The following is a 17087-nucleotide window of genomic DNA, read 5'->3' on the forward strand; positions in this document are numbered from 1 at the left end:
CTACCACCCTGCTCTAAAAACTCTATTTTTATGCGATCGCACAAAGTCGGAATTAGAGTACATTTGTATTATAAGGTGGAACCCCTATTAAATCGTTCAGCTTTTTTCTAACTCAATTTAAAATGGGCGAACCGGGAGTAATTACTTTGAGGTACTTATGACTTCTACAAACGTCAACTTTTTAGAACAAAGCATATCAAAATTTCAGGGTTTGGATGCAGACGATCGCTTGACTGTCTTAGCCTTACTTTATACTGAAATTTCTGATGAAATTCCGTCACTCTGTCTCAATAATGTACCAAATGAAAACACTGCGAATTTAGTTGCACAAATTCAAAACCTGCCACAGGCAGAACAGCTTTTCGCTTTGCGTCAGTTGCTAAACAAAGATGAAGTAGGAGAAACAGCAATTCCTAATGAAGAGTACGCTTCAATGAACGCTGATGATAAATTAGGTTTTTGGTATCAATTAGCCCAAAACTTGGGAACTTCAATCATCGGTGTACCAGATGACTATATACCTTCTGAAAAAGCTACAGAAGTAGTAGATTTACTTCACACACCAAACATTGAAGATTTAGTCACTTTCTTCAAGCGGGTACTATAGTTTGACGGTTCAAATACAGGTTTGGTGTAGTAAAATCTGTCCCTTTCCGATTCGAAGAGGGACAGATTTGAATTTTAGTTCAAGACAGAGAGAGATTCGTCGAACCCATCACTGCTTGATAGCGACCTAGCGCGATTAAAGGAAAGTATTGTTGATACAGATGATATTTGAGATAAAAATGGCAAGGGAATCCAGTCCCTGTAAAGTCCGCCTCAAACCAAGTACCATCAGATTTTTGAGTTGCAACTAAATAGCCAATTCCTTGCTCAATAGCCTCAAGAGCTAATTTACCAGTTGCTTCACCTGCTGCCAAGAGGCCAATTAAAGCCCAAGCGGTTTGAGATGCAGTACTATTTCCTTTTCCTTTGAGACTGGGGTCATCATAGCTGCGGCAAGTCTCACCCCAACCACCATCTGGGTTTTGACACCCCACTAACCAAGCTGCTCCCCGTTCTATACTGAGTTTATGCCTTTGAGGATCAATTAACGCCAAGGCTGACAAAACGCCACTGGTGCCGTAGATATAATTTACACCCCAACGACCAAACCAACAGCCTTCGCTTTCTTGTTCGTGTAAAAGATAAGTTAGCGATCGCTCCAAATTATCACTATCAATTGACAAATCACAAGCACCAAGCATTTCTACGACTCTAGCCGTAACATCTGCGGTGTTTGGATCAATCATGGCTTTCAAGTCGCCATAGGGGATAGAGTTCAGCCAATCTTGATCGTTGTCCAAATCAAAAGCAGCCCACCCGCCTGGTTTACATTGCATAGATGCAATCCAGTTTACCGCTCGTGCGATCGCAGCCTGCTTAATTTTTTCATTGGGGAGTTTCGCCAAATGTAAAGCCATCACCACCACCGCCGAGTCATCGACATCGGGATAAAACCGATTGTCAAACTCAAACGCCCAAGCCCCTGGTTTTCCTTGGCGATTTTTTACAGCCCAATCACCGTAATCTAAAATTTGTTTTTGCAACAACCATTCGCCAGCCTTTACCACAGCCGGATGATCTGGTGCAAAACCAGATTCTACCAAAGCACGCATCGCCCAAGCTGTATCCCACACGGGTGAAATACAAGGCTGTACCCGATAGCTATTTTCTGTTTCAATGGCAAAGTTATCAATTGCTTGTAAACCTCGTTCCACAATAGGATCGCTTCGGTCATAATCTAGACAGCGCAAAGCTAGCATTGAATTCAACATCGCCGGAATAATGCCGCCCCAATCGCCTGTAGCTTCTTGGCGTTCTAAAATCCATTTTTCGGCGGCTTTGATGCCTTCTTCACGAAAAGGTACTAAATTTAGGCTTTCTGCCCACTTGAATCCTTGATCGAGGGTGAGGAATAAATCAGTCCAATCGCCCGCTTGGGGTAATTCCCACCGGACTTGATCGATACCTTCAGCGTATAGCTCATCTAGATTGATAGTTGGGTTGGTGATAAAAACAGGTTTGCGATCGCATACAATCAGTAATGGTACAGTGCTGGAACGTGCCCAGCTAGACATCTCGTAGAGATTAACTGGGAAAGCTTTGGGCAACAACATTATCCAAGGCGGTAGGGAGGGAATACCGCGCCAGTTGTAGCAGCCAATCAAGGCTAAGTGCAACTTGGTAAAAATCCGAGTTTTGCTGATACCACCCCGTTGGAGAATAAAAGCTTGTGCCCGAATCATAGCCGGATCGCTTGCTGGTACACCTAGCAGTCTCAGCGCCATGTAAGCTTCAACTGAAGTGCTAAGTTCTCCGCCATCACCGTAGAAAAGTTCCCAGCCGCCATGCTGTCGTTGCTCTTGACGCAGATATGCTTCAACTTTATGCAAAGGTCTGGTTTCGTCTGTTCCCCAAATCTTATGCAAAAGGACAGCTTCAGCAGTGATGGTGACATTAGATTCTAACTCTGCCCACCAATAGCCTGCGGGATTTTGAATCGAAAGTAAATATTCTTGACTGGCTGCGATCGCTTCTGCGAGATTGACTTTTACCCTGTCTTGTGTTTGCATCAAATACTATCTAACCTCACACTCAACACTAGCTATGAATACGTAATACTATGAAAAATTTTTTTTCTTTATTGGTAGACATAGTATTGTGTCTGAGTCACTGAGAATTTGCAATAGGTCATGGGTGTAATTGTATTAGGATTGACGCTGTTATCATTGACAATTTGGTTAGGATTACTGTGTTTTTGGGGACAATTTTGGCGGACAGACCAGCAATTAGAGATGGGAAAAACTCAACTACAATCGTTACCTGCGGTTTGTGCCGTGGTTCCAGCGCGTAACGAAGCTGAGTTAATACCAACCAGCTTGCGATCGCTCCTACTGCAAGATTATCCTGGTTCTTTCAACGTGTTTTTGGTAGACGATCGCAGCACAGACCGGACAGCAAATTTTGCCGAAGGGGTTGCACATGCTGTAGGTAAACCCCAGCAATTGCATATTATCTCAGGCGAATCACTGCCTTCTGGTTGGTCGGGTAAACTTTGGGCAGTTGAGCAAGGTATAAAAAGTGCTAGCAAATTCGCACCTGACTATTTTTTACTGACCGACGCAGATATCGAACACGATCCTAGTAATCTTCGGCGGCTAGTTGCTAAAGCGGTGCAGGAAGATTTAGACCTAGTTTCTATAATGGTACAACTCAGGTCTGAAAGCTTTTGGGAAAAACTTTTGATTCCGGCTTTCGTGTTTTTCTTCCAAAAACTGTATCCCTTTCGCTGGGTGAATAATCCCAACAATCCCACAGCCGCCGCCGCCGGAGGATCTATTCTGATTAGGCGAGAAGCTTTAGAGCGAATCGGAGGTATTCAAGCGATTCGCCAAGCTTTAATTGACGATTGCGCCCTAGCTCAGGCTGTTAAGAAGAGTGGGGGACAAGGGGACAAGGAGACAAGGGGAATAAACAAAATTCCTAGTCAAGGGCGTATTTGGTTAGGATTGAGTAGCTTGACTCGCAGCCTACGTCCTTATGACTCGCTAGCGGCAATTTGGGATATGGTTGCTCGTACTGCCTATACTCAACTAAATTATTCGCCATTAATACTCTTGGGCACTTTGGTGGGAATGCCTTTGATTTATCTAGTTCCACCTGTGTGTGTAATTCTAGGTGCAGTTTGGGGCAATTGGGCGATCGCATTCACAGGTTTATTAGGATGGCTATTAATGACTTTCGCTTACTACCCGACAATCCGCTTTTATAAATGTTCTCCCTGGTTAGCTTTTAGTTTACCTGCGATCGCATTTCTCTATACGCTGATGACTTTAGACTCAGCACTACGTCACTGGCAAGGGCGCGGCGGTGCTTGGAAAGGAAGAGTTTATCCCAACTCTTAAAATTTCTTAAGTTTACTAAATTCCCTAATAAATCCTCGTTGCAAGTTTGTTTATGACAGTTCTTGAATGCTTAGATTTTGAAATACTTAGGAAGGGTTCTGCTTACTTCGGTGGCGGAACCCTTTTGAACAACATGATATTTTTGCTGATTTAGAAACACAAATTAAAAAACAAGAAGGATTCTTAAACAGGTAGCGTTATCTAATGCCCAATGCCCAATGCCCCATTCCCCATCCCTAAATCCTTGAAGCTGTTTGTTTATCACTCGCAGGACTAATAGGTAATGGTTGAGCGGCTTTCAATACTGCATCCAGCAACCCTGGAAACAGCACCTCTAAATCTTCACGCCGCAGGATGTTGATGTGATGTGTCCCTTCTTTCCGTGTAAAGACTATCCCAGACTCCCGCAAAATCTTAAAATGATTGGACATAGTAGACTTAGCGATCGCAAAATCAAACTTGGCACAGCATTGTTCCCCCTCTGTCGCCAGCAGTCGCACAATCTCTAACCGTACTGGATCGCCCAATGCATACAGCACTCCCGGTAAAGAAATATTTTTTCTATCTGGATGATAAAGAAATCTCATAGTTGCATTATCTCATCAAGTGGCATATATTTTTATTATTCGATATTATCGAATTATAGAATTAACTAGGAAGGCAATTTATGTCATCCATTACAAATGTCACAGAAGCCACATTCAAGCAAGAAGTCTTGGAAAGTGAAATTCCGGTCTTAGTAGACTTTTGGGCCCCGTGGTGCGGCCCTTGTCGGATGGTAGGCCCAGTAGTCGATGAAGTTGCTGCGGAATACGAAGGACAGGTGAAATTTGTGAAGCTGAACACAGATCAGAATCCTACTGTCGCCAGCCATTATGGAATTCGCAGCATTCCGACGCTGATGGTTTTTAAGGGAGGTCGGCAGGTCGATACTGTCGTAGGGGCAGTTCCAAAAACCACCTTGAATAAGACCTTAGCACAGCATCTTTAAATCTAGGTACTGTTATGAGACGCATTTAGTTTGCAGTCTTCTCTAATCAAGGGAGACAGGAGTCAGAATACACCTGACTCCTGTACAGACGCGATTAATCGCGTCTTTCCCCACTCTTGACTTCTGACTCCTGAATTCTGTTTCAACTAATGGAGAAAGAGCAAAATGGACTTGAAATTGCATGGTAAATCCGCGCTAGTTAGTGGCTCAACCGCAGGTATTGGTTTGGCGACAGCCCTTGCGCTAGCTCAAGAAGGCGCATCAGTAATTGTCAACGGTCGCTCTGAAGAAAGAGTAGCCCAAGCGATCGCTAAAATTCAACAAAGTACACCTGAAGCGAAAGTTTCTGGTGTTGTTGCTGACACAAGTACTGCATCAGGGGTAGAGGAAATCTTTCAAAAAGTTCCTCACGTTGATATCCTCATTAATAATGTGGGTATTTATGAGCCAAAAACCTTTTTTGATATTACAGATGAAGATTGGTTAAACATATTTCAGGTTAACGTTCTCAGTGGAGTCCGTTTGAGTCGGCAATATCTGCAAAAGCAGCTAGAGCAAAACTGGGGGCGGATAATCTTTATCTCCAGCGAATCTGCCATTCAGATCCCAGTAGAAATGATTCACTATGGCACAACTAAGACAGCGCAGCTTGCTATTGCCAGAGGTCTAGCAGAAATGACTGTGGGGACTGGAGTTACAGTAAACTCTGTTCTACCAGGGCCAACTCGTTCCGAAGGAGTTGAAGGTTTTATCACCAACCTGGCGCAGGAACGTGGTATTAGTCCTGATGAAGTTGAGGCTGAATTTTTTCAAAATGTGCGTCCAAGTTCCTTAATCAAACGCTTTGCAACGCCTGAAGAAGTAGCAGCGATCGTAATTTACCTTTCTAGTCCTGTAGCTTCAGCAACTAATGGTGCAGCTTTGCGGGTAGATGGTGGTGTTATTCGAGCGATTGTTTAGTGAATGAACTGCACACAAAATTGGGTATTAGGAAGACTTTTTTGTTGTTTTCAAGACTGTTTCTTTTTAGAAATCAACCGCCCATAACTAAAGTTTTTGAGTACCTTAAAATCGACAATAACCTTTTCTTAGTGGTCTTTAGAGACTTTCGGGATTAGACTGAGAATTTATTGTGAGGCGGGCCAAATGAGAATAGCATAGCCCCGTCCTTATCTCCGAGCTATGGAGTTCTGAATTTTGAACTTTGAATTTTGAATTGGAGCAAAATAACATGACTAGTGATATAGATTTATTCTCTTCTTACCAATTAGGTAATTTGGAACTCCCTAATCGGATTGTGATGGCACCCTTAACCCGAAACCGAGCCAGTGAAGGAAACGTACCATACGAACTTAATGCTACTTACTACGCTCAACGTGCTTCCGCCGGACTGATTATTTCTGAAGCAGCACAGGTAACTCCTGAAGGACAGGGCTATCCTGCTACACCAGGAATTCATTCGTCAGAACAAGTGGAAGGATGGAAATTAGTCACTGATGCCGTACATCGGGAGGGAGGAAGAATTTTCTTGCAACTATGGCACGTAGGCAGGATTTCGCATCCTGACTTACAACCAAATGGAGCTTTACCTGTGGCACCTTCTGCCATTGCTCCTAAAGGTGAGGCATCAACTTACGAGGGGCCAAAACCTTATGTTACACCCCGTGCTTTAGAAACTTCAGAAATACCGCAGATAGTGGAACAGTACCGTCAGGGAGCGGCAAATGCTCTAGCGGCTGGGTTTGATGGGGTAGAAATTCACTCAGCTAATGGTTATTTAATAGATCAATTTCTCCGCGATCGCACCAATCAACGTACAGATAAATATGGCGGTTCGATTGAGAATCGCACCCGATTCTTGTTGGAGGTGACAGAGGCGGTAACTAGTGTGTGGGATTCTAACCGAGTTGGGGTTCGTTTCTCTCCCAGTGGGACTTTTAATGATATCGGTGACTCCAATCCCCTAGAGACATTCGGTTATGCGACTCAAGCGTTGAACCAATTTAATTTGGCATATCTGCATATTTATGAGGCAACCGAGGCTGACATTAGACATGGCGGGATAATTGTACCCACCAGTCATATCCGCGATCGCTTTACAGGTACACTCATCGTCAATGGTGGTTATACCCGTGAAAAAGGCGATGCAGTGCTGGCAAACAAAGCAGCAGATTTAGTTGCCTTTGGCACATTATTTATATCAAACCCAGATTTACCCCGACGCTTGGATTTGAATGCACCATTAAATGAAGCAAATCAAGCAACCTTTTATGGTGGCGGTGAAGAAGGATATACAGACTATCCATTTTGGTCAACTGCTAATGAGGCGGTAGCTCAGGCGTAATTTTTAATTCGTAATTCTGACTTTTGTTCGGAAACAAGGAATAATTTTTATTTTTGTTTCATGAATAAATAGATTCATTTGTATCCTAATTAGGAATTACGAATTATTTGGTTAAAACTCAACTATTAGGAGAATCTCATGAGTTCCATCACCCAAACTCAAGCTTTAGACGTACCCAGTGCGATCGCTCAACGTCGTTCAATTAAAACTTTTAAAGCAGACCCCATTGCCCCAGAATTGCTCAAGCAACTGGTAGAATTGACCGTGGCAGCGCCCAGTAGCTTTAATATCCAAGACTGGCAAATTATTCTTGTGCAAGACGAGGCGCAAAAGGCAGCACTATCAGCAGCATCGTGGAATCAACAGCAAATCGTCCAAGCACCTGTAACCTTCGTCTTTGCTGCCGATCCTACCGTTGGCGAAAGAGACTTAACCCCAATTTTTGAGCGGGCAACTGAAACTGGGGCATGGAATGAAGGTACGGTAAACTACTTTAAAAGCGCCATCCCACAATTTCACGCTGGGTTAGGCGACAAACGACGCGAATATGCGATCAAAGATGCCATTATTGCCGCTACTCATTTGGTGTTAGCGGCAGAAAGTTTGGGATTATCCACTTGTTTTATGAACGGTTGGGTTGAGGATCAGGTAAAACAAGTGATTGGCGCTGGGGATAATCCAGATTTAGCGATCGCTGTTGTTGTTCCTGTTGGCTATGCAGCAGAACCACGCTTAAATCCAGGTCGTTTACCATTCTCCTCTAACGTCTCTGTGGATAGAATCGGGAATCCTTATGCAGGGTAGCTTTCTCTAAATTGGGAATTGGGAATTGGGAATGAGTCTTTGATACTCGCCGACGAGTCTTTTATACTCGTGAATGAGTCTTTGATACTCGCTGACGAGCCTTTTATACTCGCCAACGAGTCTTTGATACTCGCCGACGAGTCTTTGATACTCGCCGACGAGCCTTTTATACTCGCCAACGAGTCTTTGATACTCGCCGACGAGCCTTTTATACTCGCCAACGAGCCTTTTATACTTGCCAACGAGTCTTTGATACTCGCCGACGAGCCTTTTATACTCGTGAATGATTTTTGAACCTGCTCCCCTGCCCTCTGCCCCCTCCCTCCCCAACCATGTCCCTACCCTCCTTCCTAGCGCGTCGTTCGTTCCATTATGGCTGGATTGTAGCTGGCTTAACATTCCTAGCCTTGCTTGTTGCAGCCGGAATTCGTTCTGCTCCTGGAGTTTTTATAGTGCCTCTCGAACAGGAGTTTGGCTGGAGTAGAGCAACAATATCTTTGGCAATTTCAATTAATTTAGTACTCTATGGATTAATTGGCCCTTTTGCCGCCACAGTTATGGAGCGGATCGGCATTCGCCGGATGATGGTGTTCTCGCTTGCTGTCATTGCTCTTGGTGTCGGTTTAACTACTTTAATGTCAGCATCTTGGCAGCTAGTTTTGCTGTGGGGTGTAGTTGTCGGTTCTGGTAGCGGAGTTATCGCCCTGGTTTTGGGAGCTATTGTTGTCAATCGCTGGTTTTCCGAAAAGCGGGGTTTAGTTCTCGGCATCTTAACTGCCAGTACAGCCACAGGACAACTGGTGTTTTTGCCCATACTGGCCTCAATAGCCGATCGCTTCGGCTGGCGAACTGCGGCTCTCGCTCTTACTGGTGCAGCACTTTTAATTATTCCAGCGATCGCAGCCTTTATGCGCGATCGTCCGGCAGATGTCGGTTTGCGACCCTTTGGCGACAACAGCGAAACTGTAGAAATATCACAGCCTAGAGCAAATTCCATCGCCTCTACCCTCAACGCCCTTTGGCTGGGAATGCGTAAGCGCGATTTCTGGCTATTATTTGGTAGCTTCTTTATCTGTGGTGCTAGCACAAATGGGTTAATTGGCACTCATCTAATCCCCGCTTGTATTGACCACGGTATCCCTGAAGTCAAGGCTGCGGGGCTTTTGGCAATCATGGGGCTATTCGATTTTTTTGGAACTACTATGTCCGGTTGGCTATCCGACAGATGGAACAATCGCTACTTATTATGCTGGTACTACGGACTGCGGGGTTTGTCTTTGATTTTCTTACCCTTCAGTTTCAACTTTTCCTTCTATGGACTTTCCATTTTCGCCGTCTTCTATGGACTTGATTGGATTGCTACCGTACCACCGACAGTCCGTCTTGTTGCCAATACTTTTGGTAAAGAAAATGTCGGCGTGATGTTCGGTTGGATTGTCGCAGGACATCAGCTTGGTGCAGCCACAGCAGCATTCGGAGCCGGAGTGTTAAGAACTTGGACGGGTAGCTATTTACAAGCATTTATCTTATCAGGTATTCTCTGTCTGATTGCCGCAGTTGGTGTACTGCAAATTGGTCAAACTCCCACTAAAGGCGATTCACAATTATCTTCAGTCACGCTCAATTCTTAATCTATGAATGTTTTAATCGAATGGCATTAAGAAAAGCTCTAAGCTAGGCAGAATAAGCACTACAGGTTTAAAATATGGCAACAACAGCTTTAATTGTCGGCGCAGGTAGTGGACTGAGTGCATCTTTAGCCCGCCTATTTGCCAAAGAAGGATTCACCGTAGCTTTAGCGGCTCGTCAAATTGAAAAACTCACTCAATTAAGTAGTGAAATTGGCGCAGTTAGTTTCGCTGCTGATGTCTCAAAGCCAAATGAAGTAGAACAATTATTTATTGATATTGATCATAAAATTGGTTCCCCGAATGTTGTTATTTACAATCCCAGTTTTCGGGTGCGGGGGCCTCTTATTGATTTAGACCCTGATGAGGTGGCAAAAACCTTAGATGTAACTGCTTATGGTGGCTTTCTCGTTGCTCAAGCTGCTACCAAAAGATTTTTGCAGCTTGGCGGTGGTGCTATATTTTTTACTGGAGCCTCAGCGAGTATTAAGGGTTATGCTCAGTCTGCTCCCTTTGCAATGGGTAAATTTGCACTACGCGGTTTAGCTCAGAGTATTGCTAGAGAGTTAGCACCAAAGAATATTCATGTGGCGCATTTTGTGATTGATGGGGCAATTCGTTCAGCAGTTCGCCAAGATCCAGTAGATAATCCTGATAGTACTCTTGACCCAGATGCGATCGCTCAAACTTATCTCAGTATTTTACGCCAGCCCCGCAGTGCTTGGACTTATGAAGTAGAACTACGTCCTTGGGTAGAGAAGTTCTAGCCTAGACAATTGTTACAAAAATGGTTTTGCAGGTATGAAAATTGATTTTGGTGCAACTGCTGTTGATTACGCAAAACACCGTGCTGGCTTTCCCAGTTCATTATTCAACAAACTGTCTGAATATGGTATAGGTTTACCAGGACAGAATATTGTTGACCTTGGTACAGGGACAGGAACATTAGCACGGGGCTTTGCTGATAGAGGTGCTTATGTAATTGGCATAGATCCATCAGCATCACTTTTAGAACAAGCGAGACAGTTAAGCGAATCGACCCAAATCAAAGTAGATTATCGAGCCGCAACCGCCGAGAATACCGAGTTACCAGATGCAAGTGCTGATGTAGTCACTGCTGGACAATGTTGGCATTGGTTTGATCGTCCCCGCGCTGTCCAAGAAGTTACTCGGATATTGAGAAAAAATGGCTCAATTGCAATCGCTCATTTTGATTGGATACCTTTAAAAGGCAATGTCGTCGAAGCCACAGAACAACTGATCAAAGCTCATAATCCCGCGTGGAATCTGGCCGGCGGTAATGGCTTGCATCCCCTGTGGTTACAGGATATTGGCGAAGTTGGATTCCGAGAAATCCGTACATTTTCTTACGATGTATTTGTATCTTATACACACGAAGCTTGGCGGGGAAGAATTCGGGCGAGTGCTGGCGTGGGAGCTAGCCTAACACCAGAAAAGGTAGAAGTATTTGACCAAGAATTGGCAGCATTACTCGAAGCAAAATATCCTACACCAATCCTTCAGGTTCACCATAGAGTTTGGGCAGCGATCGCCAAATCACCGCTATGAAAAAATATAATTGAAGCTCTATGTTTCATCCAGAGAAAGCCATGACTAGCGACAGATAGCCAGTCGCCAGTCATGGCTTATAATACAAAACTAGTTGCCCTTGATAGGTTTGATTCTAGCGATCGCTTGTAGTAACATTTTTGGCAGCCAAAAAAGATAACAATATAGTTGTTTGGCCTGACTATAAAGCGAGAATAACTTTCTTTCACTCAATAAAGTAAATGGCCGAACTGCTCTGAGAATTTCTGCAAATTTATCTTCAGTCGCAGTTTCAATTGAACCACTGACAAAATAACCTTGTAAATGTGGAGGTAAGGGCCAGTTAATTTTAGGATCTGGCTGATGTATTACAGGCTCAACATTTCCCCGCCATGCAACTCCCATAATTTGCATAGTTTGATACACCATTGTGTTCCATCCTTTGTCTCTGAAGTAATCCAAGCCTTGTCCTACATCAGGAGAAGCCAAATCATGAAATAAAACTAAAGCATCTGCTTCTGCAAATTGTTCGCAAATAATTGCATCATTGAGCGGAGCTGGTGCTTCATGATTACCATCTATAAATATCAATGACCATTTACGTTGAAATTTATTTGCTATCTCTTCTACTGTTTCAGGGCTGCATCCTGGTATTAGATTCACAGATTCCTTAACGCCTGCCGACTTTAATGACTCTGTAACGCTTTCATTAAATAATTGTTCGGATAGCATCGGATCAATTACATCTAACTCCACCCCTCCTAGAGCCAAGTGACAAGCTGACCAACCCATCCAACAACCGATTTCTAAAGCTTTTTCCCCCCGAAATTTTAAGGCTGTATTGTATAAAATATGAGCTTCATCTCTGCTTACAAATCCTACCTTTTGCCGTCGTTTATCCACATACCAGTTATGAGTAATATCCCGCCGTAAATAAAGCCAAAAAGAATCATATTTATTTCCTAAAATTATATTGGGAAAATATAAATCTGGCTGGATAGTGGAAAATCCTGATGATACATAATCTCCTTTTGGTAATAAGTTTCCTTCAATCAATTTGACTGTCTTTTCACTCATAAGTTACTCTCTAAGTATTTGAAATTCTAGGTTGTGGGGTTACAATTCAACTGGTCGCAGCGATAGCTTACCCCTGTGGGGGATCTTGCTACGCACAGCGTCTCATAGAGAGGAACACCGCTCTGATAATTGGTACTCAAACTGTGAATATATTCCAAAATTTGGGAAGGGTTAAAGCCCTGAACATAATTTTTCACTTCTGACTCAATCCCTAATCCCTTTTAGTTTTCACCGTTTTTGTCCTCTTTTTTTCTGATTTATCAGAAAATCAGAAAAAAAGAGATGTCTGCACCATTCACTTAAAAAGAATCGCACAATTTTAGGACAAATAACCATGATCGATCTTTATTATTGGACAACCCCAAACGGTCATAAAATTACAATTTTCCTGGAAGAAGTCGGCTTGCAATATACCATAAATCCTGTGAATATTGGGGCTGGAGATCAATTTAAGCCCGAATTTTTAAAGATTTCTCCTAACAATCGTATCCCCGCGATCGTTGACAACGAACCAGTAGATGGAGGTGCGCCGATTTCGGTATTTGAGTCTGGGGCAATCTTGCTATATTTGGTAGAAAAAACCGGGAAATTAATTCCGCAAGATTTACGCCAACGCACTCAAGTTTTAGAATGGTTGTTCTGGCAAATGGGCGGGCTAGGGCCAATGGCAGGACAAAATCATCACTTTAGCGCCTATGCTCCCGAAAAAATTGAATATGCCATTAACCGCTACGTGAATGAGACAGGACGCTTATATGGAGTACTGAATAAGCAACTAGCAGATAGAGAATTTGTGGCTGGGGATTATTCCATCGCCGATATTGCTGCTTATCCCTGGATTGTGCCCTATGAACGCCAAAGTCAGAATTTAGAGGATTTTCCTCACCTCAAGCGCTGGTTTGAGACAATAAAAGCTCGTCCGGCAACAATTCGCGCCTACGAGAAAGCAGAAGCATTGAAAACTCAACCACTTGATCCAGATAAATCACGAGATTTGTTATTTAACCAGTCGGCGAAGACTATTCAACCTTGAGCATTCTGGGCGTTGAAGAAGAATCTAGAATTTAGAATGGGCTACACCCATTCTAAATTCTGTTTGATAAAGATTGCGTAGGCTGGATAGCCCCGGAAGCCGCAGTTAGAGGCGTTTTGCTATTTATGCTTTTTTGTTGGACAGGGAATAAATCGGCGCAGCAGTATTTGGTAGGATTGTGGATAACTTCGGCTACATCTATTGTTTTATTCTGGTTGGTATAGCGATCGCTCTGTTCTGGGTTAGGCTAGTCAAGCAAAAGCAATACAGCACTTGAAAGTCAGGTTAATTTAGTTTTAATTCAAGACTTGCCGCGTCTCCCGAAGTTCCGATCTTGTTAAAATGTATCGATGTCAAAAAAGCAACATCTCTTAAAGAAAAAACCCGGTTGGTCTTTGGATGAGCGAGATCCAAAGTTCATAGAATCTCTGATGCCTTTATTAGGCTTTTTGTATAAGTACTATTTTCAAGTGCAAACTAGTGGCTGGGAAAATGTTCCATCCCAAGAAAAAGTCTTATTTGTCGGTTCGCATAATGGAGGACTCGCGGCTCCCGATATGGGAATGGTGATGTACGACTGGTTCAAACGATTTGGTACGAAGAAACCCGTTTATGGTTTAATGCATCCCAAGGTTTGGCAGGTTAGCCAACCACTAGCGCAACTAGCTGCCAAGGCTGGAGCAATCATAGCTCATCCGAAAATGGCCTACACTGCGTTGCGCTCTGGCGCTAGTGTGCTGGTTTATCCAGGTGGAGCCGAAGATGTGTTTCGACCGCATAATTTACGTAACAAAATCTACTTTGCAGGGCGACAAGGATTTATCAAGTTAGCATTGCGAGAAAATGTGCCGATTGTACCTGTAATTTCCTGGGGCGCTCACGATACGCTGATTGTACTGGCTGACTTGTACAAAGTTGTGCAGCAACTTCACGAATGGGGAATGCCTTGGCTGCTTGGGATTGATCCAGAAGTTTTTCCAATCTATCTCGGATTGCCTTGGGGATTAGCAATTGGCCCGTTGCCCAACATTCCATTACCTGTGCCCATGTACACACGGGTTTGTCCGCCGATTGTATTTGAACGCTACGGTCGAGAAGCAGCTAGCGATCGCCACTATGTCAATGAATGTTATGAATTAGTTGTTAGTCAGATGCAACAAGAGTTAGATCATTTAGTCAAGGTAACTGCTGAGTCGAATAGTAGGTAAGGGGGCAGGAGATAAGAACTTACTTGCAATCTGCTGTAACATCTAACTCCTAACTATTTTCCTAACCGCCGCTAACTGGTGGAATCAATACGACTTCATCCCCATCTTGTAATAGGGTATCTGGTTCAACAAATATTAAATTAATCCCGAAGCGGGTGATGTCTCGCCATTGGGAGAGTTCAGGGTGTTCGGCTATGAGGCGATCGCATACTGCTTTGACTGGCATACTATTAGGAAATTCCAGCACCAGTTCCGAAACCTTAAAGGCTTCTTGATAAGCAGCGAACAATTTGACGGTAATGGTGATTGCAGATTTAGACATATAATAATATGCTTTGGCAGTACCAGCAAGTAATTTAATACTTGACAAATACCCTGAACTCTTGGGATTAATTATACATTAATAACTAGCAAAGTTATATTATTGGTAGATAATAATATTTCCTAATCCAACATTTCTAGGTCAATTCCTAAAGCATTGAGTTGTTCAGCAGAGAGAGTACGTAATTTCTCTACAATTCTCTCCCGCTTTTGTCGCTCAAATTCAGCCCGTTCCTCACCTGTTAGCAGTAAATTTCCTTGTGCATCCCACCAGCGCAACCAAGGTAACTCTGCATTCTGATAAAATCCTTGCCAGATTCCTAACTCTACCCCCATAGGAGCAATTGAGTAATGTCCCCGTTCATTAGGTCTCATTAGTTGATAAGTATTATCGACTAGGTGGTAAATTTCCACTTGCGCTTTTGCTACTTCATAAATTCCATAATAAGGCACTCGAATTGCCTGCTCATAAACCCAAAACTTACCAACATTTCCACCTTCACCTTGAGATGGCGGTGTGTTATCTAGTTCTTCTGAACCATCTCCAGAGACAAATTCCAATACAATCAAGGGCGCGACATACTCCTTCCACAGCACATAAGAACGCCGCATTTTACCGTCAAGGGTCGGCGGTACATTGGGTACATAAAACCAGTCTGGTGCTTCAGCCCCTTTCTCAGGAGGATCTGTCAATCGCCAGTAAATACCTAAATCTTGCCCAGTACAATATTGACTATCAGGATGAAGTTTTTCTAAGACAAGTTTAATTGAGCCAGTAAGTAAGATACTTTGGGGATGCTCTTGCCAGTTTTCACGAATGTACCATCTGAGTCTGGTAACTGGGTATGGTCAGGTAAAGTTAATGCCGATAAGGAAGTCATAGGCTTTAACCAATGGGTTCTCTGATTCTTATTGTAGATTGCAATTTTACTATTTTTGAATAGACGTGTGACTAAGTTAGATGCCATTTATATAACAAAAGTCAATCTTTCTATATGGAAAAAACTATTACGATTACTGCGGATATTCTCTATATCCTCACAATCATTCGCATTCGGCTTAACTATAGATAATAGAAAACGAGAACCTATTGCTCGTAAATCAGATGGTATTACATAAGTTGGTATATCAAAAACCCATTCTATGCCTGCCCATGCAGTATTTTCCGAACTTCCCAGATTACCCTTGTGTATTCTTCTGTCCATGTGAAAAATCACTCTTACAGGTTCTCTAGCTAACAGAAATATTTCATTCATTACAATACAATTATTCTGTTTGGATACTTTTTACAGGGCGGGCTATCCCACCCCAAAGAATTACAAACCAGATGCCAAATTCCGCAGCAATATACGCATAATATCCGATCGCAGTTTTAGTACAGCTTCCTTAAAGTCGATCGATATGATTTTCATGAAACACTAGGATCATCAGCAGTTTTGATCTCTTTCAAGAGTCGTTCTACTTGGTTAACTTTTTCACCTCTATTCTGTTGTTTGAAAATATTTAAAGCTTTTTCTAAAGAAGATAGTGCTTCATCTTTTTTATTTGTTTGCCACAATACCAATGCAAAATTAGTCAGAGCCTCGCCATAATTAGGATTGATTTCTAGAGCTTTTTTATATTCAGTCATGGCTTCTTCCCAGCGACTTTGGCTAGCGTAAACCATACCGATCGCATTATAAGCTAAAGCGTATTTTGACTGGAGACGAATGGCTTCTTGATATGCCTTAATTGCTTCTTCTGGTTTCTTTTGCCGAAAAAGCACATTTCCTAGTTGAAAGTGTCCAAAGGCATCGTCTGGGAATTTTTTAATTAACTTGCGGAAATTTTCCTCTGCACCTATTAAGTCTCCCTGATTAAATAAAGCATTGGCTTGTTGCAGCATCTGCGATCGCTCTGATGGCCCTGTATCTGAAAACTGGGCTAGTTTTTGTGGTTGTCTCTGTGCATTCTGTTCTGGCAGATGCAAAGAAACTTTTCCAGAAACCGCTAACGCTAATGGTGATAAACTAATTACAGTTAGGATACTCAGCATCATGCAGCTAAAAGGTTGAACAAATGCTGATTTGGGTTTGCTCTTCAGCTTCATCGCCCTCAATGCCTCAATAATGTTCTTATGTCCATCATAAAATGTGGATGCGTTAGGTGAAATACACCACAAGTAGGAACGCACATCTGTGCATCCC

General features: G+C 42.9%; 17 protein-coding genes and 1 pseudogene. 11 read left to right on the top strand and 7 right to left on the bottom strand.

Annotation, left to right across the window (positions count from 1 at the left end; translation table 11 throughout):
• The first annotated feature begins 157 nt into the window (after positions 1-157).
• The gene (locus GNF10_RS19740) at positions 158-607 is read left to right on the top strand and encodes an orange carotenoid protein N-terminal domain-containing protein (protein WP_185586515.1); all 450 of its coding nucleotides are present in this window, start codon (positions 158-160) and stop codon (positions 605-607) included.
• A gap of 79 nt (positions 608-686) precedes the next feature.
• Here GNF10_RS19740 and shc read toward each other — a convergent pair whose 3' ends face one another.
• Positions 687-2615: a squalene--hopene cyclase gene (gene shc / locus GNF10_RS19745; protein ID WP_185586516.1), complete on the bottom strand. Its 1929-nt coding sequence runs from the start codon at positions 2613-2615 to the stop codon at positions 687-689.
• Between the two features lie 120 nt (positions 2616-2735).
• Between shc and GNF10_RS19750 the strand changes: the two genes are divergently transcribed.
• The gene (locus tag GNF10_RS19750; RefSeq protein ID WP_185586517.1) at positions 2736-3947 is read left to right on the top strand and encodes a glycosyltransferase; all 1212 of its coding nucleotides are present in this window, start codon (positions 2736-2738) and stop codon (positions 3945-3947) included.
• Between the two features lie 236 nt (positions 3948-4183).
• Here GNF10_RS19750 and GNF10_RS19755 read toward each other — a convergent pair whose 3' ends face one another.
• Entirely contained in the window at positions 4184-4534 is a 351-nt protein-coding gene (locus GNF10_RS19755) for a helix-turn-helix transcriptional regulator (RefSeq protein WP_185586518.1), read from the bottom strand.
• An 80-nt stretch (positions 4535-4614) separates the two neighbouring features.
• On the opposite strand from GNF10_RS19755, the gene trxA reads away from it, so the two are divergent.
• From trxA to GNF10_RS19775, 4 genes are all read left to right on the top strand, one after another.
• Positions 4615-4938: a thioredoxin gene (gene trxA, locus GNF10_RS19760; protein WP_012412473.1), complete on the top strand. Its 324-nt coding sequence runs from the start codon at positions 4615-4617 to the stop codon at positions 4936-4938.
• Between the two features lie 165 nt (positions 4939-5103).
• Positions 5104-5898 carry an SDR family NAD(P)-dependent oxidoreductase gene (locus GNF10_RS19765; protein ID WP_185586519.1) on the top strand — a complete coding sequence of 265 codons (795 nt, stop codon included), beginning with the start codon at positions 5104-5106 and terminating at the stop codon, positions 5896-5898.
• A gap of 271 nt (positions 5899-6169) precedes the next feature.
• The gene (locus GNF10_RS19770) at positions 6170-7282 is read left to right on the top strand and encodes an alkene reductase (RefSeq protein WP_185586520.1); all 1113 of its coding nucleotides are present in this window, start codon (positions 6170-6172) and stop codon (positions 7280-7282) included.
• Positions 7283-7420: 138 nt separating this feature from the next.
• Positions 7421-8086, top strand: a complete 666-nt coding sequence (locus GNF10_RS19775) for a nitroreductase family protein (protein WP_185586521.1) — start codon at positions 7421-7423, stop codon at positions 8084-8086.
• A 6-nt stretch (positions 8087-8092) separates the two neighbouring features.
• On the opposite strand, the gene GNF10_RS19780 is transcribed toward GNF10_RS19775, so the two are convergent.
• Positions 8093-8485 carry a hypothetical protein gene (locus GNF10_RS19780; RefSeq protein ID WP_185586528.1) on the bottom strand — a complete coding sequence of 131 codons (393 nt, stop codon included), beginning with the start codon at positions 8483-8485 and terminating at the stop codon, positions 8093-8095.
• Positions 8486-8538: 53 nt separating this feature from the next.
• On the opposite strand from GNF10_RS19780, the gene GNF10_RS19785 reads away from it, so the two are divergent.
• The 3 genes from GNF10_RS19785 (at position 8539) to GNF10_RS19795 (ending at position 11283) form a co-directional block, all read left to right on the top strand.
• Positions 8539-9717, top strand: a complete 1179-nt coding sequence (locus GNF10_RS19785) for an MFS transporter (protein ID WP_311774193.1) — start codon at positions 8539-8541, stop codon at positions 9715-9717.
• Between the two features lie 74 nt (positions 9718-9791).
• Positions 9792-10481, top strand: a complete 690-nt coding sequence (locus GNF10_RS19790; RefSeq protein ID WP_185586523.1) for an SDR family NAD(P)-dependent oxidoreductase — start codon at positions 9792-9794, stop codon at positions 10479-10481.
• A 34-nt stretch (positions 10482-10515) separates the two neighbouring features.
• Positions 10516-11283 carry a class I SAM-dependent methyltransferase gene (locus tag GNF10_RS19795; protein ID WP_185586524.1) on the top strand — a complete coding sequence of 256 codons (768 nt, stop codon included), beginning with the start codon at positions 10516-10518 and terminating at the stop codon, positions 11281-11283.
• A gap of 90 nt (positions 11284-11373) precedes the next feature.
• On the opposite strand, the gene GNF10_RS19800 is transcribed toward GNF10_RS19795, so the two are convergent.
• A complete protein-coding gene (locus tag GNF10_RS19800; protein WP_185586525.1) occupies positions 11374-12339 on the bottom strand; it encodes a class I SAM-dependent methyltransferase in 966 nt (321 codons plus the stop codon).
• A 334-nt stretch (positions 12340-12673) separates the two neighbouring features.
• On the opposite strand from GNF10_RS19800, the gene GNF10_RS19805 reads away from it, so the two are divergent.
• Entirely contained in the window at positions 12674-13372 is a 699-nt protein-coding gene (locus GNF10_RS19805; protein ID WP_185586526.1) for a glutathione binding-like protein, read from the top strand.
• Between the two features lie 350 nt (positions 13373-13722).
• Positions 13723-14580 (top strand): lysophospholipid acyltransferase family protein, encoded by an 858-nt coding sequence (locus GNF10_RS19810; protein WP_185586527.1) that lies wholly within the window; start codon positions 13723-13725, stop codon positions 14578-14580.
• A gap of 61 nt (positions 14581-14641) precedes the next feature.
• Here the strand turns inward: GNF10_RS19810 and GNF10_RS19815 are convergent, their stop codons facing one another.
• The 3 genes and pseudogenes from GNF10_RS19815 to GNF10_RS19825 form a co-directional block, all read right to left on the bottom strand.
• Positions 14642-14902: a MoaD/ThiS family protein gene (locus GNF10_RS19815; protein ID WP_174708748.1), complete on the bottom strand. Its 261-nt coding sequence runs from the start codon at positions 14900-14902 to the stop codon at positions 14642-14644.
• Positions 14903-15024: 122 nt separating this feature from the next.
• Positions 15025-15782 (bottom strand): annotated as a pseudogene (locus GNF10_RS19820) (Uma2 family endonuclease).
• A 527-nt stretch (positions 15783-16309) separates the two neighbouring features.
• Entirely contained in the window at positions 16310-16990 is a 681-nt protein-coding gene (locus tag GNF10_RS19825; protein WP_185585860.1) for a tetratricopeptide repeat protein, read from the bottom strand.
• Between the last annotated feature and the right edge of the window lie 97 nt (positions 16991-17087).

Origin of the sequence: Nostoc sp. UCD121, from assembly GCF_014222285.1 — a bacterium.
Lineage (GTDB): Bacteria > Cyanobacteriota > Cyanobacteriia > Cyanobacteriales > Nostocaceae > Nostoc.